The sequence below is a fragment of the Bradyrhizobium sp. 62B genome, assembly GCF_030272265.2.
Taxonomy (GTDB): Bacteria; Pseudomonadota; Alphaproteobacteria; order Rhizobiales; family Xanthobacteraceae; genus Bradyrhizobium.
Map to the genome: position 1 here is coordinate 1,340,822 of NZ_CP092841.2, position 22,167 is coordinate 1,362,988.

Consider the following 22,167-nt stretch of genomic DNA (forward strand, 5'->3'; position numbering starts at 1 on the left):
TTCGTCGCCTTCTTCGCTTTCTTAGCCATAGGATCCTCTTCAGGGTTAATGGTGAAACGCGACACGAGGGATGCTAGGCGGAGGGCCAGCCTCGCAACATCCTCGACGACAAACTCAGCAGATTCGCAGCGCTCTGCCCCGCACTGTCACATACGTGTCATCGCGTTATCCACAGCTCAGATGCATTTTCAGGTGATTTTGGTCCGCGAATCCGCATCGCCCTGTCGGAGATGCCATCGCCCGCGACAGACTTAACGATCCGCCAACGGCCCCGGCATTCATGAATCCAAAACCAAAGGCGGAACTTTCGAAGGTCGCAGTGAGACTCCATTAAGCGCGTCGCGCGCATGATCACCGCAAGAAAACGGGGATGGGTCATGGACGGACGGTTGCCAGAGACGGGAGGCGGGACGCTGCGCGTGCTGCACGCGTCATGCTGAACGTCCCGACATTGTGGACCGTCTTCGTCGTCAACTTCCTGGCGCTCGGCGTGATTTGGGCCTACGTGACGCGGTCCTATCCGAAATTCGCCGCCGCGCGGTTCTGGATGGCATCGTCCTTCGTCGGCGCCACCGGTGCGATGACGGCGCTGGTCCGCCTGTTCGTCGCCTCGCCCTTGCCGCTGCTGCTCGGCGCCGCCGGCGTCATCGCCGCGAGCTGCTTCGCCGCCATGGGCATTCAGCGCTTCTATGACCGGCCCGTCTCGTGGCGCCTCATGACGGTCGCGGGATGCCTGAGCCTTGCCGGTGTCGTGGTCTTCATGGTCGGCTTCGAGCACATGCAGCTGCGCATGCTCAGCTACACGTTGGGTCAAGCCTTGCCGCTGGTGCTGGCGCTGCGCCTGCTGCTGTGGCCGCCCGAAGGCCGCGCCAGCCCGGGCGCACGGCTGTCCGGCATCGTCATTCTCACCATCATCGCGATTCTCGTGGCCCGCACGGTGGGCAACCTGCTCGGCCACGATCTGTCGGCGAAGGCCGGCGGCCAGACCCATGCCGTCATGGTGCTGGGGCTGCTGTTCCTGTCGATGACGCTCAATTTCGGCTTCCTGCTGATGGCGATGGACCGGCTGCGGGGCGAGGTCGCCGACCTCGCGCTGCTCGACGATCTCACCGGCGTCGCCAACCGGCGGCATCTGTTGCAGCGGCTGACCGAGGAATGCGCCCGCTCCGAGCGCAGCGGCGCGCCGTTCTCGCTGCTGGTGATCGATCTCGACGGCTTCAAGACCATCAACGACACCCACGGTCATGCCGCCGGCGATGCCTGCCTGAAGCACTTCACGCTGATGGCGCAGACGCGGCTGCGGCCCGGCGACATGCTCGCCCGCACCGGCGGCGACGAGTTCTGCGTCGTGCTGCCGTCCTCGTCCTTGCGCGAGGCCGCCGCGATCGCCCGCCGCGTGCTCGAGATCTGCCGCCAGGATGCCGAGGCCTGCACCGGCAGCGACATCCCGATCGCGATCTCGATCGGCGTCGCGCAGTGGGATCGCGGCATCGGCGCATTCCCGGACCGCCTGATGGCCAATGCCGACCACGCCCTCTACGCCGCCAAGAAGAACGGCAAGAATGACTTTGCCGTCTACGACCCGGTGCCGCCGCTGTCGCCCGCAGCGATCGGCCCGGACCACAGCCAGCGCACATTCGCGTAAGGCCGTGCTACATCGGGGGTCCGTGATTGGATCCCGCCTGATGATTGCCCGTCTGCTCGCAGCCGCCCTGGCCGCTCTCGTGTTGATCGTCCCCGCCATCGCCGAGGATGCCGAACTCGCCAAGCTGGCGCGCGCCTCCGGCACGCCCGAGATTCCCGGCCTGAAGATCGTCTGGCTCGCGCCATGGGGCGACGTCGCCAACGCAAGGCCGTGGCGCAACATCATCGTGCACCAGACTGAAGGACCCGCAGGCTCGGCGCGCGGCGGCGCGCAGGCCCAGGCAAAGGGGCCGACGCGCCGCGGCGTCACGGTGTGGGTCGAGACCGACGGCACCGTCTATTGGGCGGTCGCGGAGAACCTGGTGCCGACCCATGGCGACGGCGCCAACCGCAACGACAACAAGTACATCGACAATCGCGCGACCTACCGCCAGGTCGTGCGCGACAATTCGATCGGCGTCGAATTCGCCGGCAATTATCCCGACGTGACGACGGGCCCGACCGAGGCGCAGGTCGCGGCGTGGCAGATCCTCGTCAAGGTGCTGCGCACGCGCTACGACATCCCGCTTGATCACGTCTATGCGCACAATTGGATCGACTACAAGGACGCGCGCTATTGCGAAGGCTGCTGGCTCGCAACCATGGCGCGGATGTGGGGAGAGTAGACGGCCGGCGTCACACCGGCTGCGACATCCAGCGAAAGAACCGTTGCATCAGTCCCGGCCGCCCCGGCAATTCCGGCGGCTCGTCCGCGGCCAGCACGCGTTTGTAGAAATAGTCCAGGAACACCATGTCGTTCGGCTCGGTGACGGTGAATGTCTCCTCGCCGAAGAACACGCTGTAGCCATAGAAGAACGGGCCCATGATGGGGATCGTCGCCGTGCTTGCATAGTCCTTGGAGATCACGAACTCGGACGGCTCCAATCCGTGCTCGCGCATCGCCTGCTCGACCAGCGGCAGCTTGCGCATGAACAGGGCTGAGAAGCCGCCGACGGTGGATTGCAGAATGATCGACATGGCGTCCGTCCTAGCGATGCTGTCGGCCGGTCGACCGGCAGCGCGGGTCAAGTCCGGGTTTGATGCTACGTCGGACGAGGGGAGGCGACTGTGATGTCTCGCACTCCAGCACAATCACCGCTGTGATCGCGGGCGTCGGGTCGAGCTTTGCACCAGACAAACAAAAAAGCCGGCGTCGCCGCCGGCTTTCTGTCTCTTTCGATCCGCCAATCTCTCTTCGCGGCGAAGCCCCGCTTAGTGCGCGGCTTCCAGCGCGGCCTGTTCGGCCCTTGCGATCGTGCCCTTGACCGCGGACTGCACCTTCTCGAAGGCGCGGACCTCGATCTGGCGGACGCGCTCGCGCGACACGCCGAACTCGGCGGCAAGGTCTTCCAGCGTCATCGGCTCATCGGCGAGGCGGCGCGCCTCGAAGATGCGGCGTTCGCGCGGGTTGAGCACGCCCATGGCGCCGTTCAGCGCGTCACGGCGATGATCATACTCCTCGTGCTCCGCCATCATGGCTTCCTGGTTGGGCGTGTTGTCGACCAGCCAGTCCTGCCATTCGCCGGCCTCGCCGTCGTCGCGGATCGGTGCGTTGAGCGACGCGTCGCCACCGAGGCGGCGGTTCATGTCGATCACGTCCTGATCGGTGACGCCGAGGCGCTTGGCAATGATCTTCACCTGGTCGGGGCGCAGATCGCCTTCGTCCAGTGCGTTGATCTTGCTCTTCGCCTTGCGCAGGTTGAAGAACAGCTTCTTCTGGTTCGCGGTGGTGCCCATTTTCACGAGCGACCAGGAACGCAGGATGTACTCTTGAATAGACGCCTTGATCCACCACATGGCGTAGGTGGCGAGACGGAATCCCTTCTCGGGTTCGAAACGCTTCACCGCCTGCATCAGGCCGACATTGCCTTCCGAGACGACCTCGGAAATCGGCAAGCCGTAGCCGCGATAGCCCATGGCGATCTTGGCGACGAGCCGGAGATGGCTGGTGACGAGTTGGTGCGCCGCGTCGCGATCGTCATGCTCGCGCCAACGCTTGGCGAGCATGTATTCCTGCTGGGGTTCCAGCATCGGGAACTTGCGGATCTCGGCGAGGTAGCGAGATAGGCCGGATTCTCCATTGAGGACCGGCAAAGCAGCGGTACGGGCCATAGTGCGCCCTCCAAAGGTTCAGGCCCCCGATAGCGGCGGGCCAGGCAGACGACCGCTGTGTCAAAGCCGGTCGGGCTGCGATGTTCCGCGTCGGTCATTTCCAACGCAGGCGCAATATACCCCATAGGGGGGCAAAAAGGGAAGGATTGCTGACGTCACGTCCCCGTGTGGCAGCTATAATCTTTTGTAATGTAACGCTTTTCTTAAAGCCTCTGCGTCATAGCGCCGCTTTCAGGGCGCCCTGAAGGAGAAGCAAATCCTCTGGCAAGGGCGCCTCCCAGTGCAGTAATTCTCCCGTCCTCGGGTGCTCCAATACCAGCAAATAGGCATGCAGGGCCTGCCGCCCAAGCGCGGTCAGGGCGGCTTGCGACTCGGGGCCGAGCTGGTTCGCCTTGGTCTTGAAATGCGGGCCATAGACGGCATCCCCCATCAGGGGATGGCCGATATGGGCGAGATGGACGCGGATCTGGTGGGTGCGCCCGGTCTCGAGCTCGCAGGCGAGCAGTGTCGCGATCGGCTTGCCGTCGCGGCCGTTGAAACTCTCCAAAATCTCCCAATGCGTCACCGCTTCGCGGCCGCCCTGGCGCACCGCCATCTTCTCGCGCGCATGCGGATGGCGGTCGATCGGCGCATCGACGGTGCCGCGGTGCCGGCCGGGCACGCCCCAGGCAAAGGCCATGTAGCCGCGCCGCATCTCGCCGGTGCGGCCGTGATCGGCGAACTGGGCCGACAGCGACGCGTGGGCCATGTCGTTCTTGGCGACCACCATCAACCCTGTGGTGTCCTTGTCTAGCCGGTGCACGATGCCGGGCCGGCGCACTCCGCCGATGCCCGACAGCGACGCGCCGCAATGGGCGATCAGCGCATTCACCAGCGTGCCGGTCTCGTGGCCGGCCGCGGGATGCACCACCAGCCCCTTCGGCTTGTTGAGGACCACGATGTCGTCGTCCTCGAACACGATGTCGAGGGCGATCTCCTCGCCCTTGGGCTCGGCGGGCGCTGCCTCCGGCACGTCGATTGTGATCGTATCGCCGGGACTTACATGATAAGCGGGGTCGCGGACCGCGGAGGCCTTCAGCTGGACTGCGCCCGCCAGGATCAGGGCTTTCAGCCGCGATCGTGACAGCTCGGTGAGGCGCGCCGCCAGCACGCGGTCGAGCCGGGCCGAGCCTTCGTCACCGGCGACGACAACCTCCAACCTTTGCGCAGAGCCAGAATTTTCCATGACGACGTCTGATACCGCTGTTCCCGAACCGAGCCCCGAGCAGGCCGCGCTGTTCGCGCGGGTGCGGCGGATGATGCTGATCGCGGGGTTGACCACGGCGCTGGCGATCTGCGCCGTGCTGATCGCGGTGGGCTACCGCCTTTTCAAGTCGGAGGGAAGGGCGGCCGAACCCGCCGGCGACGTCACCGCCACCCTGCCCAAGGGCGCCAGGATCGTCTCGACCGGGGTCGCCGGCGACCGCCTCGTGATCACCCTGGATCTCGGCGGGGTCATCGAGGTCAGGACCTTCGACGCCCACACCCTGAAGCCGGCCGGACGGCTGAAATTCGCCAATGAGCCGTAAAAGGCCCGTCGGGGTCCTTGCGGCGGACAAATTTCGAGGTTATTGGCTAGCCCTCACGCTCCCTTCGTCTAGCGGTTAGGACGCGGCCCTCTCAAGGCTGAAACAGGGGTTCGATTCCCCTAGGGAGCGCCATTTGTCTTGAAGACAGTCTTTCCCTTGATCTCCACTTGATTGTTCCGCCCTTTGGGTGAGCCTGTGGCATTGGCGATCAATATCCGGGCCGACAACGAGTCAGCAGGCGAGATCGAGCGGCTGTGGGATCAGGTTGCTGTGTTCGAGGCCGAGCCTTCGATGCGCGCCCTCCGCTATCGGCCACATTTCACATTCGCGATCTACGACGAGCCTGCGGTCAACGAGAAGGCCGTGTGGGACGTCATGCTGGCAGCTGTCGCCGGCGAGACGCAGTTGCCGATCGCATTCAACCAAATTCGCTGGTTCGAAGGTTCTCCGCTCGTCCTCTGGGCGGAGCCGGAGGCCGATGAAACCCTGGCTCGCATCCACCGCGCGATCAGCGCGGCCATCGATCCAGCGCATTGTCGTCCTCATTACCGGCCCGGTGCCTGGACGCCCCATTGCTCGCTCGGCACTGCCATTGCCGACGAACGGCGCGATGATGCGATTGCCTTTGCACGGGCGTTTGATCGCAGATTTCAAGTGCTGTTCGACGTCGTGGATTGCGTCGCCTTTCCGCCGGTGCGGATTATCACCGAGCGCAAATTACCATCTTAGCTGATCGTCGTCCTTCGCCAATGATCGCAATGTATCATGCCTTGCGAGCGCTCCCTCATGCCGTCGTCCCGTCGATCGACCGTCGGATCACTCCCTGCACCTCCGCGTTCGACAGGAACAGGTCGTGGTTGACGATGCCCCAGCCTTCCGCTGACGCATCGATCACGCGCACGCCGAGCCGCGCGATCGCGGCTTTCTCGGCGGCGCCGACCCGGGTCATTCCGCCTGCGAGCTGTCCCGACAGCGCCAGTGCGCGATCGTTCGTCGAGGCGATCACGGTGATCTTGCCGGCGAGCGGGCCGATGCGCTGGATCGCCGACGAGAACACGTCCATGTCGATATCGGGCGAAGCAAACACCACCGCGCCGATCTTGCCGGTGACCGTCTCGCCGTATCGCGCATGGAGCTGGCGCAGGCTTTCGAGCGTCAGCATGGTTCCCATGCTGTGCGCGACGATGTGGACGCGGCCAGCGCCGGGCGAGGACACCAGCGCCGAAAGCACGCGTTCGAAATCGTCGCGCGACCACATCGCGCTGTCGCGGTCATAGGCATAGTCGAACAGTCCGGCCTTGGAGGGCCAGGCGAACACCATGGTCCGGCCACGGAACCTGATCGCATCGGAGAGATAGGCGCCATCCAGCACCGCCGTCTCGAACGTCTGCTTGAAGCCGTGCACATAGATCAGCACGTCTCCGCCGCCGGCCTGCGCGGCGAGATCGCCGGCGTCGGCTGGCGCGGTCTCGATCCGATCGAGACGCCAGCCGCCGAGTCCAACCGAGGCGAGCGACAGGCGGCTCTCGTCGGGCGCCACCAGCTTGGCCCGCGCGACCGTCATGCTCGTCGCGCGCTCCGGACCGAACCAGGGTTTGGCGCGAGCACCATTCACGGGCTTGCGCGTGGTGGCGACGAGCAATGTGGAGTCGACGGAGAGCGACGAGGCATCGTAGCGCGCGCCGGTCGCACCGAGCCCGGCGCATCCGCCGAGCGCGAGCGCACTGCCCCCCGACACGAGTCCGCCGAGCACAGCGCGGCGCGACATGGAATGACGGATGTCTCGTTGCAGAAGATGTCGGACGATCACACGGAACCCTCGGGAACTTGCCCACCGTAACGCCGCCCCGTCTATCCCCTGAATGACAATGGGGGCGAGAAGACGGCGGAGCCTCCTCGCGCACATCATGGTGTTCGGGTGATTGCCCGGTCAGTCGACGATCTCGATGGAATGGACCTCGCACCAATCTCGCAATGCCCGCTTTGTCGCCTTGTTCCGATAGTCATGCCAAGCATCGATCGCTCTCCGTTGAGAGAGGAGGGTCTTGAATTTCTGATAGGCGCCGCGCTTGCTGAAGATGTCGCGAACGTCGTCCCGGTCGCTCGGCAGGTGCTCGCGGACGAAATCCAGCACAAGCGGCTTGCCGAGGCTGAGATCTCGCGAGTTCGGCATCGGCAGGTATTTGGTCTCGTCGTCGATATCGTCAGGCAGTTCGTCGTCTTCGAGCTCCTTCAGGGTGTCATCGTCGAACTGATAGTAGATCTTTCCTGTCTGCCTGCAGACGAAGGTGCGGCACTCCCCCATGCCGCCACTGGCGTCGGCGAACTCGAAAGCCTGAAGGATGTCTCCAAAGCGAGCTGGCATGATCGGCTCCATCACGGCGAGCATACGGGGAAGCGGCCAAATAAAATACAAGCACAGTTTGGGACGAAGTGCCGCCCGTCGGGCAAGACACCCTAATCCACTGTCAACCCCTCTACCCAAAAATATTCCACTTTACCGAAATTCGGATTTGTCGTGCGTGTCGGCCATCCCAGCCCACCAAAGGGGCGGTCGTACGTCGTTTCGAGCGCGGGCTGGGAGTTGCGGTGGACGCGGGCGGCGTTAAGGGCGGAGCTTGCGCGTGCAGGGCGAGATCACCTCGTGAGCATGCGCGACCCGCAAAGACGAACGGCGCCTCTCGCGTACGGCGAAACCGTGTGGTCCTGGCCGTCGTTGCTACGGTCAAGCCTCTTGCGCAGATGCCAGCGAGCCCGACCGGGCAGACTGCATCATCCAATTCGCGGGGCGAGGGAGGCCAAAGGAAAGGTCGGCTCCCGGGAGAGCGCGGCATAGGCCGTCAAACCATCGCGCAGGGAAGGCCTGGATTCGGCTGCCCTGTGTCTCCCCTGTGCATTGCGTGCGCACCTGTTCAGCACGGGGGCCTTTACGGGTGCCAGCCGGCGCCCGGCCTTCCCTGCGCCCTTTCCTTCGAGAGGGTGAGGAGAAAAGCATCACTCGGGCAAATCATGCCGCGAGGATGCGCGCGCTTGTCCGCGATCTGCCCGCCGGATGATCTTCCCTATGAGCATGCTGCGTCGGCTTCAGTGGAGGTGGTGGTCGCTTCCGGAATCTGCCTTGATGCGATTTCGAGGTGGAGGGAGTGACGATATGAGCGGCTTGGTGATCTCTGGCGGCCGGGTGGTGGATCCCGCGAGCGGGATGGATGCGATCGGCGACGTGGCGGTGGTGGATGGCAAGATTGCCGCGGTCGGCTCGTCGCTGGGCGGCGCCGAGCGGGTGATCGACGCCACCGGGCTCGTGGTCACCCCCGGCTTCATCGATCTGCACGCGCACGGCCAGTCGATCCCCGCCGACCGCATGCAGGCGTTCGACGGCGTCACGACCACACTCGATCTCGAGGCCGGCGTGCTGCCGGTCGGGTCCTGGTACGAGCGCCAGGCGAGAAAAGGCCGCGTGCTGAATTACGGCGCCGCCACCAACTGGGCGTTCGCGCGCATCGGCGCGATGACGGGCTCCAACGCCGAGAGCTCGCTGGAGGCGTTCGGCAACGCCATGCGCGACCGCCGCTGGATGGACAATGTCGCGACCGACGCCGAGGTCTCGGGCATTCTCGAACGTCTTTCGCGCGGGCTCAACGAAGGCGGTATCGGCATCGGCATCCTCAATGCTTACGCGCCGGGCGCCGGCGTGCAGGAGCTGACCGCGGTCTGCCAGCTCGCCGCAGCCAAAGACGTGCCGACCTTCACCCATGTCGCCTTCATGTCGCGGATCGACCCCGAAAGCGCGGTGGAAGCCTATATCCGCCTGATCGGCTATGCCGGCGCGACCGGCGCGCACATGCACATCTGCCATTTCAACTCGTCGAGCAAGACCGATGTCGAACGCTGCCGCGTGCTGATCGCGCAAGCGCAAGCACAGGGCCTGCCGATCACGGTCGAAGCCTACCCCTACGGCACCGGCTCGACCGTGCTGGCCGCCGCCTTTTTCAGCGACCCGGAATTCGTCGAGCGCAACGGCACCGGTTACGATTCCGTGCAGCGCGTCACCGACGGCTATCGCTTCCACGACCGCGAGGAGCTGTTGAAGGCGCAGGCGGAAGAGCCGTCCTCGCTAGTGCTTTGGCACATCCTCGACACCGAGCATAACGCGCATCACCGCGACCTCCTCGACATGTCGGTGCTGTATCCCGGCGGCGCGATCGCCTCCGACGCCATGCCGTGGACGACGTCGGACGGCAAGACCTACACCGGCGACGCCTGGCCGCTGCCCGACGATGCCACCTCGCATCCGCGCTCGGCGGGCTGCTTCACGAAATTCATCCGCGAATGGGTGCGCGAGCGCAAGACCGTCTCGCTGCTGGAAGGCGTGCGCAAATGCGCGCTGATCCCGGCGGAAATCCTGTCGCAGAGCACGCCGGCGATGCGCGCCAAGGGCAGGCTCGCGAAAGACGCGGACGCCGACATCGTGGTGTTCGATTACGAAAAGCTCTCGGACCGCGCCACCTTCACCGCGATGAACCGCCCGTCTGAAGGCGTGCGGCATCTGATCGTCAGCGGCCAGCCGCTGATCCGCGACGGCATCCTCGATGTCGACGCGCGGCCGGGAAAACCCGTGCGCCGCCCCGTCGTCGAGAGCTGAGCCATGCCGGTCCCCATTCTCCTGGTCACGGGCTTTCTGGGGGCGGGCAAGACCACGGTCGTCAATCATCTGCTGGCCCATGCGGAGGGACGGCGCATCGCCGCAATCGTCAACGATTTCGGCGCCATCAACATCGATGCGGAGTTGATCGCGGGCGCGAGCGACGGCGTGGTCAGCCTCGCCAATGGCTGCATCTGCTGCTCGCTCGAAGGCGATCTCCTGCGCACGCTCTCGACGCTGCTGCGCCGCGATCCGAGGCCCGACTATATCGTGATCGAGACCAGCGGTGTCGCCGACCCCTCCGATATCGTCCGCAATCTCATGGACCCCGTGATCCTGCGCGAGGCGCCGCTGGAGACGGTGCTCTGCGTGCTGGACGCTGGCACGCCGCCGTCAGCTCTGGACGACGCGCTCCAGCGCTCGCAGCTCCGCGTCGCCGACATCGTGGCGCTCAGCAAGCTCGATCTGGCGGACGAGGGCGCGGGTGCGAGAATGCGCGCGGCCATTCGCGCCCAGCGCGTTCCCGCCGTGGTGGTCGATGCGAAGCATGGCGAGATTCCGTCCGCGCTGCTGTTCCCCGCGCATGTCGCTCGCGCACCGGCGCCGCGCGAGCCCGGCCCGAAACGGCCGGCAGAGGACCGCTTCGAGACGCTGAGCTGGACCTCGGAGCGCCCGCTCTCGCTACCGCGCTTGCAGCAGGCGATCGGCAAGCTGGCGCCGAAGCTGGCGCGTGCAAAAGGCCTGTTCGAGACGGTCGAGCAGCCCGGCCGCCAGACGGTGTTTCAATTTGCCGCCGGCCGCGCCACGCTCGCCCCGGGCGATGCGCCCGCACCGGGCGTGCCACGCGCGCGGATCGTCTTCATCGCCGAGCTCGGGGTGCTCTCGCGCGCCGAGCTCGACGGCATCATGGCGGCGTGCGTTGCGGATTGAAACCGGAGCCAGCTCACGCAAATTGCGCCAGCCCATGTCCGACCGACCAGTTCTCCTTGGGCGCATCGAGCACGTTCACGAACACGTCCTCGGGCCGGATGCCGGGGCTTTCGCCGAGACGATCCGCGACGCAGCGATACAGCGCCTTCTTCTGCTCGGCGGTCCGCGAAGCGAATACGGTGATCTGGATCAGCACCGCATCGTCGCTGCGCACGACGCCGTAGGCGTTGCCGCAGCGGAAGTTCGCGCGCTCATGCTCGGTGATCGCCATGAAGGCGTCGCCGTCGGGCACGTCAAGCGCTTCCCGCATGGCGCCATAAAGCCCGTCGAGAATCGCCTGCCGGTAGGCTTCGGACTTGCCGGCGCGCATGGCGATATGAAGCAGAGGCATGAGCTGGTCCCTTTTACATGCGGACCGATCCGGCAAGGCGAATGTACGCCGCCGGTTCGGCCCATTGACGAAATGGGCTATCAATTCCGATCAGTTTTTGACACGATGTCTAGAAAGCACGTTCTTGACATCGTGTCAAATACTGCAGGAGCAGAGTTTGCGGCCACGGGAATTCGATCATGACGAGGTCCTGCGCATCGCGTTCGACCAGTTCTGGCGCAACGGCGTGCGCGGCACTTCGCTGTCGGACATCGCGCGCGATGCCGGCGTCCAGCGCGGCAGCCTCTACAATGCTTTCGGCAGCAAGGAGGCATTGTTTTTGCAGGCGTATGAACGCTATGCCGGCAATTATCTTGCGGCGCTGCAGAAAGCGCTCGCGACGGGCTCGTTGCGCAAGCGCCTCACCGCGTTCTTCGATCTGACCATCAGCAATTTTCGCGCAGGCAAGCCGTCGCGGGGATGTCCAACCACGCGCGGCTTGATGGAGCTCGGCTCGGCCGAAGGCGAAGGGCTCGACGAAGAAGCGCGCCGGGCCTTTGCGAGCCTCATTGCGCGCATCACCGCACTGGTTCAGGACACGTTGTCGGCAGGCGCGGCGCGGGGCGAGTTCAACGGCGATCCCGCGGCCGCGGCACTGCACATCATCACCGTGACGCGCGGCCTCGCGGTGCTCGAACGTGCCTTCGGCGACGAGCCGCAGCTGCGCAAGATCGCCGCGCACACGATCGATCTCGTGCTGGGCGGGAAGGGCGCCTAAGCCTCAGCACAGTGCAAGCGCGTTGACCGCGCGTGTCGCCGCATCTTCCTTGCCGGAGCCGACCAACTGGCCGACGATGGATTCGAGCTCGCCCGGCTGCTTGCGGCGCGCGACCGCCAGCAGCCGCATCAATTCGGTCTCGTCCTTCGACAGGCGCCGGCAGGACGGCGGCATGAAGCACAGCTCGCACGGCCGGCCGCTGCGCAGGATTCTGACGAGCGCGGCAGCCCGCGCTACCAGCAACGGACTGTCGGAGATGCCCGGCGCCTCGTCGGCAAAGCGATAGGCCGCTTCCCAGCAATCCGACGCGCCGGTGGTATAGGCCGCCCCGATGAACCGGAACAACGACAGCGCGACGCGGCAGAAGTCATCGTAGCTTTCGACGCAGGAACGCGCCGCAAGCGCGGCCTGAAGCGGACAGAGCCGCGGCTGGCCGGCGTTCGGGATCGTGACAGAACCGCAAATATCGGAGGGCATGAACGATCTCGTCAGTGCAATGTCGGGCTTCCGACCAGCCAGCTCTTCATCGCCATGGTCCGGTCGTGGTCGAAAGACCGCAGCTGCCGGTCGGGCAGGATGAGACCCGCCATGCGGAAGATCGTCGCGAGCCCGCGCACGGGCGCGAGCGCCCAATCGGCGCCGACCGGCGGCAGCCAGCTCTCGAATTGTTCGCGTACGATGTCGATGCGATCCTGTTGTGCTGCGGCGATGGCGTGCAAGATTCCGTGCTCGCTGTCCGACACGCGCGGACAGGTCGGGCAATGCACCTCGATGGCGGTGTGGGCCGTGCATGCGAAGATCTCGATGATGGATTCCAGCGAGTGCACGGCATCGCCCACGCGAAAATGGTCGTATACCTCCTTGATGTCGGCTGCGGTCGGAACCGGGCCTCCGCTGCGGGCCTTGGCGCGGAAGCCCCAGATGAAGAGCCGTTCGGCCGCGCTCAGCGCCGGCAGGTCCAACGACCGGTGTTGTATCGATTGATGCATGGAGCCTCTGACGTCTGCAGCGCGCACGCCGCCTTTGATCTGCGCGATCGTTCCGCCAGAGCGTCTCGCAAGTCAACGCTCGCGGGCGCGATATCGAGGTGTTCTAGAATTGCAATCGGGATTTCGCATCAGAGCCGAGTGGCGAACGCCCGTAGAAACACGTTGAACGAATCCAATCTTGAATCCTTCGAACCGTATCATGGTGCCGCAGATGCCATGGAAAGGCGCGGCGCGGGATTCGATTTACGACGCCTTAAGCCGATCAAGTCATACCGGACTTATTCGGGCGATGGTCGAATTGCCTCAAACATTGATTGCATGCGGCGCTCGCGTGTTGCTGCGCCCCGTCTCCAGAGAGAACGACTGTGCTGAACCAGATCTCGATCCGTACCAAGCTCTTGAGTGCCGTCCTTGCGATGGCGGTGGCGATCTGCTGCGTGACCGGTATTGCGCTGTGGTCGATGTACCAGCGGATGTACCAGGACAGGGTGAACGTCCTGAAGGCCATGGTCGACGCCGGCTACAGCCTTGCGGAAAAGTTCGAGGCCGCGGCCGTGGCGGGCCAGCTGACCCGCGAGGACGCGCAGGCGCGCTTCAAGGACGCGTTGCTGAAGATTCGCTATTCCGGCGACGAATATCTGTTTGCCCATACCTACGATCAGGTCGGCTTCGCTCATCCAAGCCTCAAGCTGATGGGCAAGGACGTCTCCGGCATCAAGGACAGCAACGGTGTTCCCGTCATCCCGGCTCTGCTCGACATCGTGCGCAAGCAGAACGAAGGCACCTACGCCTATGACTGGCCGTTGCGGCAGGACGATCCGAAGACGGCGGTGAAGCTGTCCTACGTCAAGGGTTTCGCGCCCTGGAAGGTCTTCATCGGAACGGGCGTGTTCGTGAACGACATCTGGACCGACTTCATGGCGATGGTCTGGAAGATCGTCGGCATCATCGCGCTGCTCGCGCTTCCGGCGATCGGGCTCGTCGGCCTCGTCGGCTTTGCCGTCAGCCGCAGCATCCGCGGCGTCAGCGCCGCGATGCAGGCGCTCGCCGACGGCGATCTGTCGATCGACCTGCCCGAAGCGAAGCGGGCCGACGAAGTCGGGCAGATGGCGCGCGCGACGACATATTTCCGCGACCGGATGGCGGAGAGCGAAAAATTGCGCACCGAGCAGGAGAGATTGCGCTTGGACACCGCAGCCCAGCGCAAGCAGGACATGTATCGTCTCGCCGACGATTTCGAGCACGCGGTCGGCGCGATCATCGAGACGGTGTCGCAGGCCGCCGGCAACCTCGAGAGCTCCGCGGGCACCCTGACCTCGACCGCCGACAGGTCGCAGGACCTTGCCAGGACGGTGACCGCCGCCTCCGGCGAAGCTTCGACCAACGTCCAGTTGGTCGCGGCGGCGACCGAGGAGCTCAGCTCCTCGATCACGGAGATCAGCCGGCAGGTGCAGACGTCGGCCCGCATGGCCGGCGATGCCGTCGCGCAGGCGCACAAGACCAACGAGCGGGTCAACGAGCTGGCGCGGGCTGCCAGCAGCATCGGCGACATCGTCGCGCTCATCAACGGCATCGCGGCACAGACCAATCTCCTCGCGCTCAACGCCACCATCGAGGCGGCGCGCGCCGGCGAAGCCGGCCGCGGCTTCGCCGTGGTCGCCTCGGAGGTGAAGCTGCTGGCGGAGCAGACCGCCAAGGCCACCGGCGAGATCAGCGAGCAGGTCAGCGGGATGCAGGCGGCGACCGGCGAGTCCGTTGCGGCGATCAAGGAGATCGGCGACACCATCGGCGGCCTCTCGGAAATCGCCTCCGCCATTGCCGCCGCGGTGGAGGAGCAGGGCACGGCGACGCAGGAGATCTCGCGCAACGTCCAGCAGGCCGCGCACGGAACGCAACAGGTGTCCACGGGCGTCGCCGACGTGCAGCGTGGGGCGTCCGAGACCGGGGCGGCATCGTCCCAGGTTCTGTCCGCGGCACGCTCGCTCGCCGCCGACAGCGCAAGCCTGAAGCAGAAGGTCAGCTCCTTCCTCACCTCTGTCCGCGCGGCCTGAGGGAGGCCTGAATTCCGGGAACCGGAATGCTTAAGGCTTTGCTAAGGGGATCGGGATAAATTGGCATGTCTGTACCGCCAATTTTGCGAGCCCCGATGATTTTCTCCCGCATCAGTTTCAAGCTGGTCCTCATTGTCGGCATCAGCCTGCTCGGCATGATCGCGCTGGCGCCGATCGCCCTGTCGACCGTGCGTAGCCAGATGGTCGCCGACCGTCAGGCCAAGACGCAGCACATGGTCGATGTCGGCTACGGCATTCTTGCCCACTATCAGAAGCTCGAGAGCGAGGGGAAACTGCCGCGCGAGCAGGCCCAGGCCGCCGCCATGGCCGAGATCAAGAGCCTGCGCTACGACAAGGTCGAGTATTTCTGGATCAATGACATGACCCCCAAGATGGTCATGCATCCGATCAAGCCGGAACTCGACGGCAAGGATCTGTCCGGCATGAAGGATCCCGCCGGCAACGCGTTGTTCATGGGCTTCGTTGACGTCGTCAAGAAGCAGGGCGCCGGCTTCTATGGCTATCTCTGGCCCAAGCCCGGCTTCGACCAGCCGGTCGGGAAAATCTCCTATGTGAAGGGCTTTGCGCCCTGGGGCTGGATCATCGGCACCGGTATCTATCTCGACGACGTCGACGCCGTGTTCCGCCAGAACGCGATGACGTTCGGCTACGTCTGCCTCGCCGTGCTGGTTCTGGTTCTCGGCGCCTCGTTCCTGATCGGACGCAGCGTCACCCGGCCGCTGGCCACGATCACGGCGCTGACCGAGCGCCTCGCCGCCGGCGACAGCGCTTTCGAGGTGCCCTACACCGACCGCAGCAACGAAGTCGGTGCGCTTGCCAAGGCACTCGCCGTGTTCAAGGACAATGCGTCGGCGGTGGGCCGGATGCATGCCGAGCAGGAAGAGATGAAGCACAAGGCCGACGACGAGAAGCGCAAGGCGATGGCCGATCTCGCCGGCAAGTTCGAGGCGAGCGTCCAGGCCGTCGTCCGCGACGTCTTCAACGAGGCGCGCGCGATGCAGCAGGCCGCGCAGGGCATGTCGGAGACCGCGAACAAGGCGAGCGACCGCGCGAGCTTCGTCGCCACGGCCTGCCAGCAGGCTTCGAGCAACGTGCAGACGGTCGCTTCCGCGGCCGGCGAACTGTCGTCATCGATCTCGGAGATCAGCCAGCGCGTCGCGCAGGCCGCGACCGTGGCCGACAAGGCCGCCGCCGACGGTCAGCGCACCAACGACACCGTGCAGGGGCTGGCTGCGGCTGCGCACAAGATCGGCGAGGTCATCGACCTCATCAACCAGATCGCCTCGCAGACCAATCTGCTCGCGCTCAACGCCACCATCGAGGCGGCGCGGGCCGGCGAAGCCGGCAAGGGCTTTGCGGTGGTCGCGAGCGAAGTGAAGTCGCTGGCGAGCCAGACCGCGAAGGCGACCGACGAGATCGGCGCGCAGATCACCGCGATCCAGGCCGAGACCAATCAGGTCGTCGGCAACATCGAGAGCATCCGCGCCACCATCATGGAAGTCAACGAGATCTCCTCGTCGATCGCCGCGGCGGTCGAGGAGCAGGGCGCCGCGACGCAGGCGATCGCCCACAGCGTACAGGAGGCGGCATCCGGCACCGACCAGGTCTCGCAAAACATCTCCGGCGTGACCGATGCGACCGCAGAGACAGGGCAGGCCGCCGGCCTCGTGCTGCAGTCGAGCGGCCGCCTGACCCAGAAACTGCAAACCCTCGAGAACGAGGTCAGCGTCTTCGTCGCGGGCGTCCGCGCGGCGTAACGAAACGCGCTGCACCTTCCTGGTATTTCCGCGTCGCGGCATCGGTCGCGGCGCGGATGCTGTTTTCCTTGACATGACCTCTGCCGTGCTCGACGTGTAGTGACGTCGAGCGACGGCACGTGCGTGCCTGCGCGAAGAAAAAAAGCAGCACGGGAAGACGTCATGAGCGCAGGCCTCAACGAACAGGACTACCTCGCCACCTTGCGCGGCCTGTGGGACAAGGCCTGGCCGAAGGGCCTGCCGCGTTCGCCGAACTATCTGCACGGCGAAGTTCCCTTGACGGAATATCTGCGCGCCTGGGCGAAGCGCAGCCCCGAACGTCCCGCGGTGATCTTCTACGGCCACGTCACGACCTACGCGGACCTCAACCGGCAGAGCGACCGCTTCGCGGCGCTGCTGGCGGCCAAGGGCGTGCGCAAGGGCGATCGCGTCGCCGTGTTCCTGCCGAACTGTCCGCAATTTCACATCGTGTTCTTCGGCATTTTGAAGCTCGGTGCGATCCACGTTCCGGTGAGCCCGCTGTCGCGCGCGTTCGAACTGTCCTACGAGCTCAACGACACCGGGGCCGAGGTGATCGTCGCGCTCGACCAGCTCGTCCCCGTCGTCGATCAAGTCCGCGGCGAGGTGCGCCTGCGCGAAATCATCGTCACCAGCTTCGCCGACGTCGTTCCGGCAATGCCTTCCTTTCCCGCGCCGGACTCGATCCGAGGGCCACGCGTTGCGGTCGCAAACGCCACTGATCTGCTGCCGGCGCTCGCGGCGCTACCTGCGCCATCGCCGCTGCCGGCGCCCGGGCTCGACGATGTGGCCGCGCTCAATTACACCGGCGGCACCACCGGCATGCCCAAGGGCTGCGTCCATACCCATCGCGACATGGTCTATACGGCGGCCGCCAATTACGGCATCTCGGTGCTGTCGGACGAGAGCAGTGTGTTCCTGTCGTTCTTCCCTGAGTTCTGGATCGCGGGCGAAAATTTCGGCCTGATCTTTCCGCTGTTCTCCGGCGGCACACTGGTTCTGCTCGCGCGCTGGGACGCCGTCGGTGCGATGGCGGCGATCGACAAGTACAAGGTCACCATCACCGCCATGCCCGTGGATGGCGCGGTCGAACTGATGGACCATCCGCGCTGGCACGAGTTCGATCTGTCGTCCTTGAAGCAGGTCCGCGTCGTCTCCTTCGTCAAGAAGCTCAATGCCGACTACCGCAAGCGCTGGAAGGATCTCACCGGCACGATCCTGATGGAGGCGGCCTGGGGCATGACGGAGACCCACACCTCCAACACCTTCACGGCAGGCTTCCAGGACGACGATTTCGATCTCAACAACCAGCCGATCTTCGTCGGCCTGCCGGTCCCCGGCGCCGAGTTCAAGATCACGGATTTCGAAACCGGCGTGCTGCTGCCGCTCGGCGCCGAAGGCGAGATCCGCGTGCGGACGCCCTCGCTGCTCAAGAGCTACTGGAACAAGCCGGAGGCGACCGCCGAGTCGCTCGTCGACGGCTGGCTGCGCACCGGCGATATCGGCGCCATCGACAAGGACGGCTTTCTGCACTTCCTCGGCCGCCGCAAGGAGATGCTGAAGGTCAAGGGCATGAGCGTGTTTCCGCCGGAGATCGAGGCGCTGCTCGGCCAGCATCCGAAGGTGTTGGGCTCGGGCGTGGTCGGGCGGGACGATCCCGACAAGGGCCAGGTGCCGGTCGCCTATATCCAGCTCAAGCCGGAGGCGGTCGGCACCATCTCCGCGGAAGACCTGCGCGCCTGGTGCGCCGAGCGCATGGCCGTCTACAAGGTTCCGGAAGTGCGTATGATCGATGCCCTGCCGCTGACGGCGACGGGCAAGGTGAAGAAGCAGGATCTCAATCCTAATGTGCCTCCTGCTGCCTGAGTGAGAGAGACGATGTCGTTCAAGAAGCTCCTGATCGCCAATCGCGGCGAGATCGCCATCCGCATCGCGCGTGCCGCCGCCGATGCCGGCATCGCGACGGTCGCGATCCATCCCGCCGACGACGCGCTGTCGCTGCACGTGCGTGTTGCCGATGACGCGATCGAAATCCCCGGCCGCGGCGCCCGGGCCTATCTCGACATCGAGGCGATGGTGACGGCGGCGAAGAGCGCCGGCTGCGATGCCGTCCATCCCGGCTATGGCTTCCTCAGCGAGAACGCGGCGTTTGCTAAGGCCTGCGCCGACGCGGGCCTCACTTTCGTCGGACCGAAACCGGCTGCACTCGAATTGTTCGGCGACAAGGTCGCGGCACGGCAACTCGCAAAACGTTGCGGCGTCCCCATCATCGCCGGCACCAGCGGGCCGTCGAACCTCGAGGAGATCACGGCGTTCTTCACCTCGCTCGGCAGCAACGCGGCCATTGTCATCAAGGCGATGGCCGGCGGCGGTGGGCGCGGCATGCGCGTGGTGGAGAGCGCGGTCGATCTCGCGGAGGCCCATGCGCGCTGCCAGTCGGAAGCCAAGGCCGCCTTCGGCTTCGACGGCGTCTATGCCGAGCGCCTGATCCGGCAAGCGCGCCATATCGAGGTGCAGATCATCGGCGACAAGCATGGCGCGATCTCGCATCTCTGGGAGCGTGAATGCACCATCCAGCGTCGGCACCAAAAGCTGGTCGAAGTCGCCCCGAGCCCCTCGCTGAGCGATTCCCTGCGTGGCCGCATCATCGAGGCGGCGAGGCAGCTTGCGACGGCGGCCTCCTACGACAATCTCGGCACGTTCGAATTCCTGGTCGACGGCACCGCCGAGGACAGTTTTGCCTTCATCGAGGCCAATCCCCGGCTGCAGGTTGAGCACACCGTGACTGAAGAGGTGCTCGGGCTCGATCTTGTCCGCGCCCAGCTCGCGGTCGCCGCGGGCGCGACGCTGGCTTCGCTCGGCCTCGCGCAAGGGTCGATCCCGAAGCCGCGCGGCCATGCCATGCAGCTCCGCGTCAACATGGAAACGCTGGACGCTGGCGGCGCGACGCATCCGACCGGCGGCGTGCTCGCCGTGTTCGAGCCGCCGTCGGGGCCCGGCGTGCGCGTCGACAGTTTCGGCTACGCCGGCTACAAGACCAGCGCGGCCTTCGACTCGCTGCTGGCAAAAGTCATCGTGCATACGCCGGGCGAAGCCTGGCACGACGTCGTCGCCAAGGCTTCGCGCGCCCTGCGCGAATTCCGGATCGACGGCGTCGTCACCAACATCGCCTTCCTCCAGGCGGTGCTCGCGCATCCAGATTTCAAGACCAACCGCATTGCGACCGACTTCATCGATCGCAACATCGCAAAGCTCGTCGATGCCGCCGATGGGGCGGCCAAGCCGCTTTACTTCGCCGCGACCGAGCAAAGCGGCGGTCACGGTATCGAAGCGCATGTCGCACAGGTCGTGCCCGAAGGCACGGTGATGGTCGCAGCTCCCCTGCAGGGCACCATCGTCACCATCCAGGTGAAGGAAGGCGAGATCGTGCGCCCGGGCCAGCAGCTCGCCGTGATCGAATCCATGAAGATGGAACATCTCGTCATGGCCGAGCAGGGCGGCCGTGTCATGAAGCTCGTGGCCGGCGACGGCGTCACGCTGCTGCATGGCGAAGCCATCATGTATCTGGAGCCGCTCGACGTTGCGGCCGACCACTCGGCTGCGGAAGCCGACGTCGATCTCGACCACATCCGTCCTGACCTCGCCGAGCTGATCGCGCGTCAGGCCAACACGCTTGACGAAAATCGCCCGGCCTCGGTCGAGCGTCGCCGCAACACCAACCAGCGCACCGCGCGCGAGAACGTCGCGCAACTCGTCGACGAAGGCTCGTTCATGGAGTATGGCAGCCTCGCGATCGCGGCGCAGCGGCGCCGGCGCAAGCTCGACGACCTCATCAAGAACACACCGGCCGACGGCCTCGTCATGGGTGTCGCCACAGTGAATGGCGAGAAGTTCGGGCCCGAAGACGCGCGCTGCATCGTCGTGGCCTACGACTATACCGTGCTCGCGGGCACGCAGGGCCACATGAACCACAAGAAGATCGACCGCATGCTGACGCTGGCGGAAGACTGGCGCGTGCCGCTGGTGTTCTACGCCGAGGGCGGCGGCGGCCGACCCGGCGACACCGACCGGCTCGGCATGACCGGGCTCGACGGCCCGTCCTTCGTGCAATTCGCAAGGCTGTCCGGCCTCGTCCCGGTCGTGGGCGTGGTCTCCGGCTATTGTTTCGCCGGCAACGCTGCGATGCTCGGCTGCTGCGACGTCATCATTGCGACCAGGAACGCCTCGATCGGCATGGGCGGTCCCGCCATGATCGAAGGCGGCGGGCTCGGCGTCTATCATCCGGCCGAGGTCGGCCCGGTCTCGTTCCAATCGCCGAACGGCGTCATCGATATCCTGGTCGAGGACGAGGAAGAGGCAACGCGCGTTGCGCAAAAATACCTGTCCTATTTCCAGGGCGCGGTGACGGATTGGGAAGCGGCCGACCAGCGTCTGCTGCGCCGCGCGATCCCCGAGAATCGCTTACGCGTCTACGATATCCGCAGCGTGATCGATTTGGTCGCCGACAAGGACAGCGTGCTGGAGCTGCGCCGCGACTATGGCGTCGGCATGATCACCGCGCTGATCCGCATCGAGGGCAAGCCGTTTGGTTTGATCGCCAACAATCCGCGCCATCTCGGTGGCGCAATCGACGCCGATGCCGGCGACAAGGCCGCGCGCTTCCTGCAGCTTTGCGACGCCTTCGATCTCCCCATCGTCTCGCTCTGCGATACGCCCGGCTTCATGGTCGGCCCCGAGGCCGAAAAGACCGCGATCGTCCGCCACGTCTCGCGCATGTTCGTGACAGGCGCGAGCCTCACCGTGCCGCTGTTCGGCATCGTGCTGCGCAAGGGCTATGGTCTCGGCGCGCAGTCGATGATCGGCGGCGGTTTCCACGCCTCGTTCTTCACCGCGGCCTGGCCGACCGGCGAGTTCGGCGGCATGGGCCTGGAGGGCTATGTCCGCCTCGGCTTCCGCAAGGAGATGGAGGCGATTGCCGATCCCGAAGAGCGCGAGACGTATTACCGCAACAAGGTCGCCGAGCTCTATGCCAACGGCAAGGCCGTCTCGATCGCCTCGGTGTTCGAGATCGACAACGTCATCGACCCCGCCGAGACGCGGCGCTGGATCATGGCAGGGCTCCGTTCGGTGCCGAAGCCGCCGGCCAGGGCGGGGAAAAAGCGGCCGTGTATCGACACGTGGTGAGGGCGGTGCAGCAATAGCTCCTTCCCGGTTCCCGATTGACATCCCCGCCTGTGGTGCCAGACTT

At 65.4% G+C, this 22,167-nt stretch carries 19 protein-coding genes and 1 tRNA gene; 12 read left to right on the forward strand and 8 right to left on the reverse strand.

What is annotated here, in order from left to right; all coding sequences use genetic code 11:
• Nucleotides 1-433 precede the first annotated feature (433 nt).
• Complete coding sequence (locus ML401_RS06430; protein ID WP_285810712.1) at nt 434-1,645, forward strand: GGDEF domain-containing protein; 1,212 nt, start codon at nt 434-436, stop codon at nt 1,643-1,645.
• A 40-nt stretch (nt 1,646-1,685) separates the two neighbouring features.
• Nucleotides 1,686-2,309, forward strand: coding sequence for an N-acetylmuramoyl-L-alanine amidase (locus ML401_RS06435; protein WP_285810714.1), 624 nt, complete (start codon nt 1,686-1,688; stop codon nt 2,307-2,309).
• Nucleotides 2,310-2,319: 10 nt separating this feature from the next.
• On the opposite strand, the gene ML401_RS06440 is transcribed toward ML401_RS06435, so the two are convergent.
• The 3 genes from ML401_RS06440 to ML401_RS06450 form a co-directional block, all read right to left on the reverse strand.
• Nucleotides 2,320-2,661 carry a hypothetical protein gene (locus tag ML401_RS06440; RefSeq protein WP_212068053.1) on the reverse strand — a complete coding sequence of 114 codons (342 nt, stop codon included), beginning with the start codon at nt 2,659-2,661 and terminating at the stop codon, nt 2,320-2,322.
• Between the two features lie 234 nt (nt 2,662-2,895).
• Nucleotides 2,896-3,795 carry an RNA polymerase sigma factor RpoH gene (gene rpoH / locus ML401_RS06445; protein WP_100178250.1) on the reverse strand — a complete coding sequence of 300 codons (900 nt, stop codon included), beginning with the start codon at nt 3,793-3,795 and terminating at the stop codon, nt 2,896-2,898.
• Nucleotides 3,796-4,012: 217 nt separating this feature from the next.
• Complete coding sequence (locus ML401_RS06450) at nt 4,013-5,020, reverse strand: RluA family pseudouridine synthase (protein WP_259216234.1); 1,008 nt, start codon at nt 5,018-5,020, stop codon at nt 4,013-4,015.
• Here ML401_RS06450 and ML401_RS06455 point away from each other — a divergent pair.
• The 3 genes from ML401_RS06455 (at nt 5,019) to ML401_RS06465 (ending at nt 6,092) form a co-directional block, all read left to right on the forward strand.
• Nucleotides 5,019-5,363, forward strand: a complete 345-nt coding sequence (locus ML401_RS06455; RefSeq protein ID WP_194406203.1) for a hypothetical protein — start codon at nt 5,019-5,021, stop codon at nt 5,361-5,363. The genes ML401_RS06450 and ML401_RS06455 overlap by 2 nt on opposite strands.
• 57 nt (nt 5,364-5,420) lie before the next feature.
• A tRNA-Glu gene (locus ML401_RS06460) sits at nt 5,421-5,495 on the forward strand.
• Between the two features lie 63 nt (nt 5,496-5,558).
• A complete protein-coding gene (locus ML401_RS06465; RefSeq protein WP_285810725.1) occupies nt 5,559-6,092 on the forward strand; it encodes a 2'-5' RNA ligase family protein in 534 nt (177 codons plus the stop codon).
• Between the two features lie 55 nt (nt 6,093-6,147).
• Here the strand turns inward: ML401_RS06465 and ML401_RS06470 are convergent, their stop codons facing one another.
• Together ML401_RS06470 and ML401_RS06475 are read right to left on the reverse strand one after the other, a co-directional pair.
• On the reverse strand, nt 6,148-7,131 hold the full coding sequence (locus ML401_RS06470; RefSeq protein WP_285810726.1) for an alpha/beta hydrolase: 984 nt from the start codon (nt 7,129-7,131) through the stop codon (nt 6,148-6,150).
• A 162-nt stretch (nt 7,132-7,293) separates the two neighbouring features.
• Complete coding sequence (locus ML401_RS06475) at nt 7,294-7,728, reverse strand: UPF0158 family protein (protein ID WP_285810728.1); 435 nt, start codon at nt 7,726-7,728, stop codon at nt 7,294-7,296.
• 786 nt (nt 7,729-8,514) lie between these two features.
• On the opposite strand from ML401_RS06475, the gene ML401_RS06480 reads away from it, so the two are divergent.
• Both ML401_RS06480 and ML401_RS06485 read left to right on the forward strand, forming a co-directional pair.
• Nucleotides 8,515-10,005 (forward strand): amidohydrolase family protein, encoded by a 1,491-nt coding sequence (locus ML401_RS06480; RefSeq protein WP_285810730.1) that lies wholly within the window; start codon nt 8,515-8,517, stop codon nt 10,003-10,005.
• Between the two features lie 3 nt (nt 10,006-10,008).
• Nucleotides 10,009-10,935, forward strand: a complete 927-nt coding sequence (locus tag ML401_RS06485) for a GTP-binding protein (protein WP_211418403.1) — start codon at nt 10,009-10,011, stop codon at nt 10,933-10,935.
• 13 nt (nt 10,936-10,948) lie between these two features.
• Here the strand turns inward: ML401_RS06485 and ML401_RS06490 are convergent, their stop codons facing one another.
• A complete protein-coding gene (locus ML401_RS06490) occupies nt 10,949-11,326 on the reverse strand; it encodes a tautomerase family protein (protein WP_194406210.1) in 378 nt (125 codons plus the stop codon).
• Nucleotides 11,327-11,483: 157 nt separating this feature from the next.
• Here ML401_RS06490 and ML401_RS06495 point away from each other — a divergent pair, with 157 nt between their 5' ends.
• Nucleotides 11,484-12,083, forward strand: coding sequence for a TetR/AcrR family transcriptional regulator (locus ML401_RS06495; protein WP_285810733.1), 600 nt, complete (start codon nt 11,484-11,486; stop codon nt 12,081-12,083).
• A gap of 3 nt (nt 12,084-12,086) precedes the next feature.
• Here the strand turns inward: ML401_RS06495 and ML401_RS06500 are convergent, their stop codons facing one another.
• Together ML401_RS06500 and ML401_RS06505 are read right to left on the reverse strand one after the other, a co-directional pair.
• Nucleotides 12,087-12,560, reverse strand: coding sequence for a hypothetical protein (locus tag ML401_RS06500; protein WP_285810734.1), 474 nt, complete (start codon nt 12,558-12,560; stop codon nt 12,087-12,089).
• 11 nt (nt 12,561-12,571) lie between these two features.
• Nucleotides 12,572-13,072, reverse strand: coding sequence for a hypothetical protein (locus ML401_RS06505; protein ID WP_285810736.1), 501 nt, complete (start codon nt 13,070-13,072; stop codon nt 12,572-12,574).
• 365 nt (nt 13,073-13,437) lie between these two features.
• On the opposite strand from ML401_RS06505, the gene ML401_RS06510 reads away from it, so the two are divergent.
• From ML401_RS06510 to ML401_RS06525, 4 genes are all read left to right on the forward strand, one after another.
• Nucleotides 13,438-15,123, forward strand: a complete 1,686-nt coding sequence (locus tag ML401_RS06510) for a methyl-accepting chemotaxis protein (RefSeq protein WP_285810738.1) — start codon at nt 13,438-13,440, stop codon at nt 15,121-15,123.
• 95 nt (nt 15,124-15,218) lie between these two features.
• Complete coding sequence (locus tag ML401_RS06515) at nt 15,219-16,901, forward strand: methyl-accepting chemotaxis protein (protein ID WP_211418397.1); 1,683 nt, start codon at nt 15,219-15,221, stop codon at nt 16,899-16,901.
• A 162-nt stretch (nt 16,902-17,063) separates the two neighbouring features.
• Complete coding sequence (locus ML401_RS06520; RefSeq protein WP_285810740.1) at nt 17,064-18,785, forward strand: AMP-binding protein; 1,722 nt, start codon at nt 17,064-17,066, stop codon at nt 18,783-18,785.
• A gap of 12 nt (nt 18,786-18,797) precedes the next feature.
• Complete coding sequence (locus ML401_RS06525) at nt 18,798-22,103, forward strand: carboxyl transferase domain-containing protein (protein WP_285810743.1); 3,306 nt, start codon at nt 18,798-18,800, stop codon at nt 22,101-22,103.
• The last annotated feature ends 64 nt before the right edge of the window (nt 22,104-22,167 follow it).

Excerpts from the sequence above, each read along its gene's own strand:
- ML401_RS06435 (WP_285810714.1), top strand. The coding sequence starts at position 1,686 with ATGATTGCCCGTCTGCTCGCAGCCGCCCTGGCCGCTCTCGTGTTGATC.
- ML401_RS06475 (WP_285810728.1), bottom strand. The coding sequence starts at position 7,728 with ATGCCAGCTCGCTTTGGAGACATCCTTCAGGCTTTCGAGTTCGCCGAC.
- ML401_RS06505 (WP_285810736.1), bottom strand. The coding sequence starts at position 13,072 with ATGCATCAATCGATACAACACCGGTCGTTGGACCTGCCGGCGCTGAGC.
- ML401_RS06430 (WP_285810712.1), top strand. The coding sequence starts at position 434 with ATGCTGAACGTCCCGACATTGTGGACCGTCTTCGTCGTCAACTTCCTG.
- ML401_RS06500 (WP_285810734.1), bottom strand. The coding sequence starts at position 12,560 with ATGCCCTCCGATATTTGCGGTTCTGTCACGATCCCGAACGCCGGCCAG.
- ML401_RS06485 (WP_211418403.1), top strand. The coding sequence starts at position 10,009 with ATGCCGGTCCCCATTCTCCTGGTCACGGGCTTTCTGGGGGCGGGCAAG.
- ML401_RS06470 (WP_285810726.1), bottom strand. The coding sequence starts at position 7,131 with ATGTCGCGCCGCGCTGTGCTCGGCGGACTCGTGTCGGGGGGCAGTGCG.
- ML401_RS06440 (WP_212068053.1), bottom strand. The coding sequence starts at position 2,661 with ATGTCGATCATTCTGCAATCCACCGTCGGCGGCTTCTCAGCCCTGTTC.
- ML401_RS06455 (WP_194406203.1), top strand. The coding sequence starts at position 5,019 with ATGACGACGTCTGATACCGCTGTTCCCGAACCGAGCCCCGAGCAGGCC.
- rpoH (WP_100178250.1), bottom strand. The coding sequence starts at position 3,795 with ATGGCCCGTACCGCTGCTTTGCCGGTCCTCAATGGAGAATCCGGCCTA.
- ML401_RS06480 (WP_285810730.1), top strand. The coding sequence starts at position 8,515 with ATGAGCGGCTTGGTGATCTCTGGCGGCCGGGTGGTGGATCCCGCGAGC.
- ML401_RS06490 (WP_194406210.1), bottom strand. The coding sequence starts at position 11,326 with ATGCCTCTGCTTCATATCGCCATGCGCGCCGGCAAGTCCGAAGCCTAC.
- ML401_RS06515 (WP_211418397.1), top strand. The coding sequence starts at position 15,219 with ATGATTTTCTCCCGCATCAGTTTCAAGCTGGTCCTCATTGTCGGCATC.
- ML401_RS06450 (WP_259216234.1), bottom strand. The coding sequence starts at position 5,020 with ATGGAAAATTCTGGCTCTGCGCAAAGGTTGGAGGTTGTCGTCGCCGGT.
- ML401_RS06520 (WP_285810740.1), top strand. The coding sequence starts at position 17,064 with ATGAGCGCAGGCCTCAACGAACAGGACTACCTCGCCACCTTGCGCGGC.
- ML401_RS06525 (WP_285810743.1), top strand. The coding sequence starts at position 18,798 with ATGTCGTTCAAGAAGCTCCTGATCGCCAATCGCGGCGAGATCGCCATC.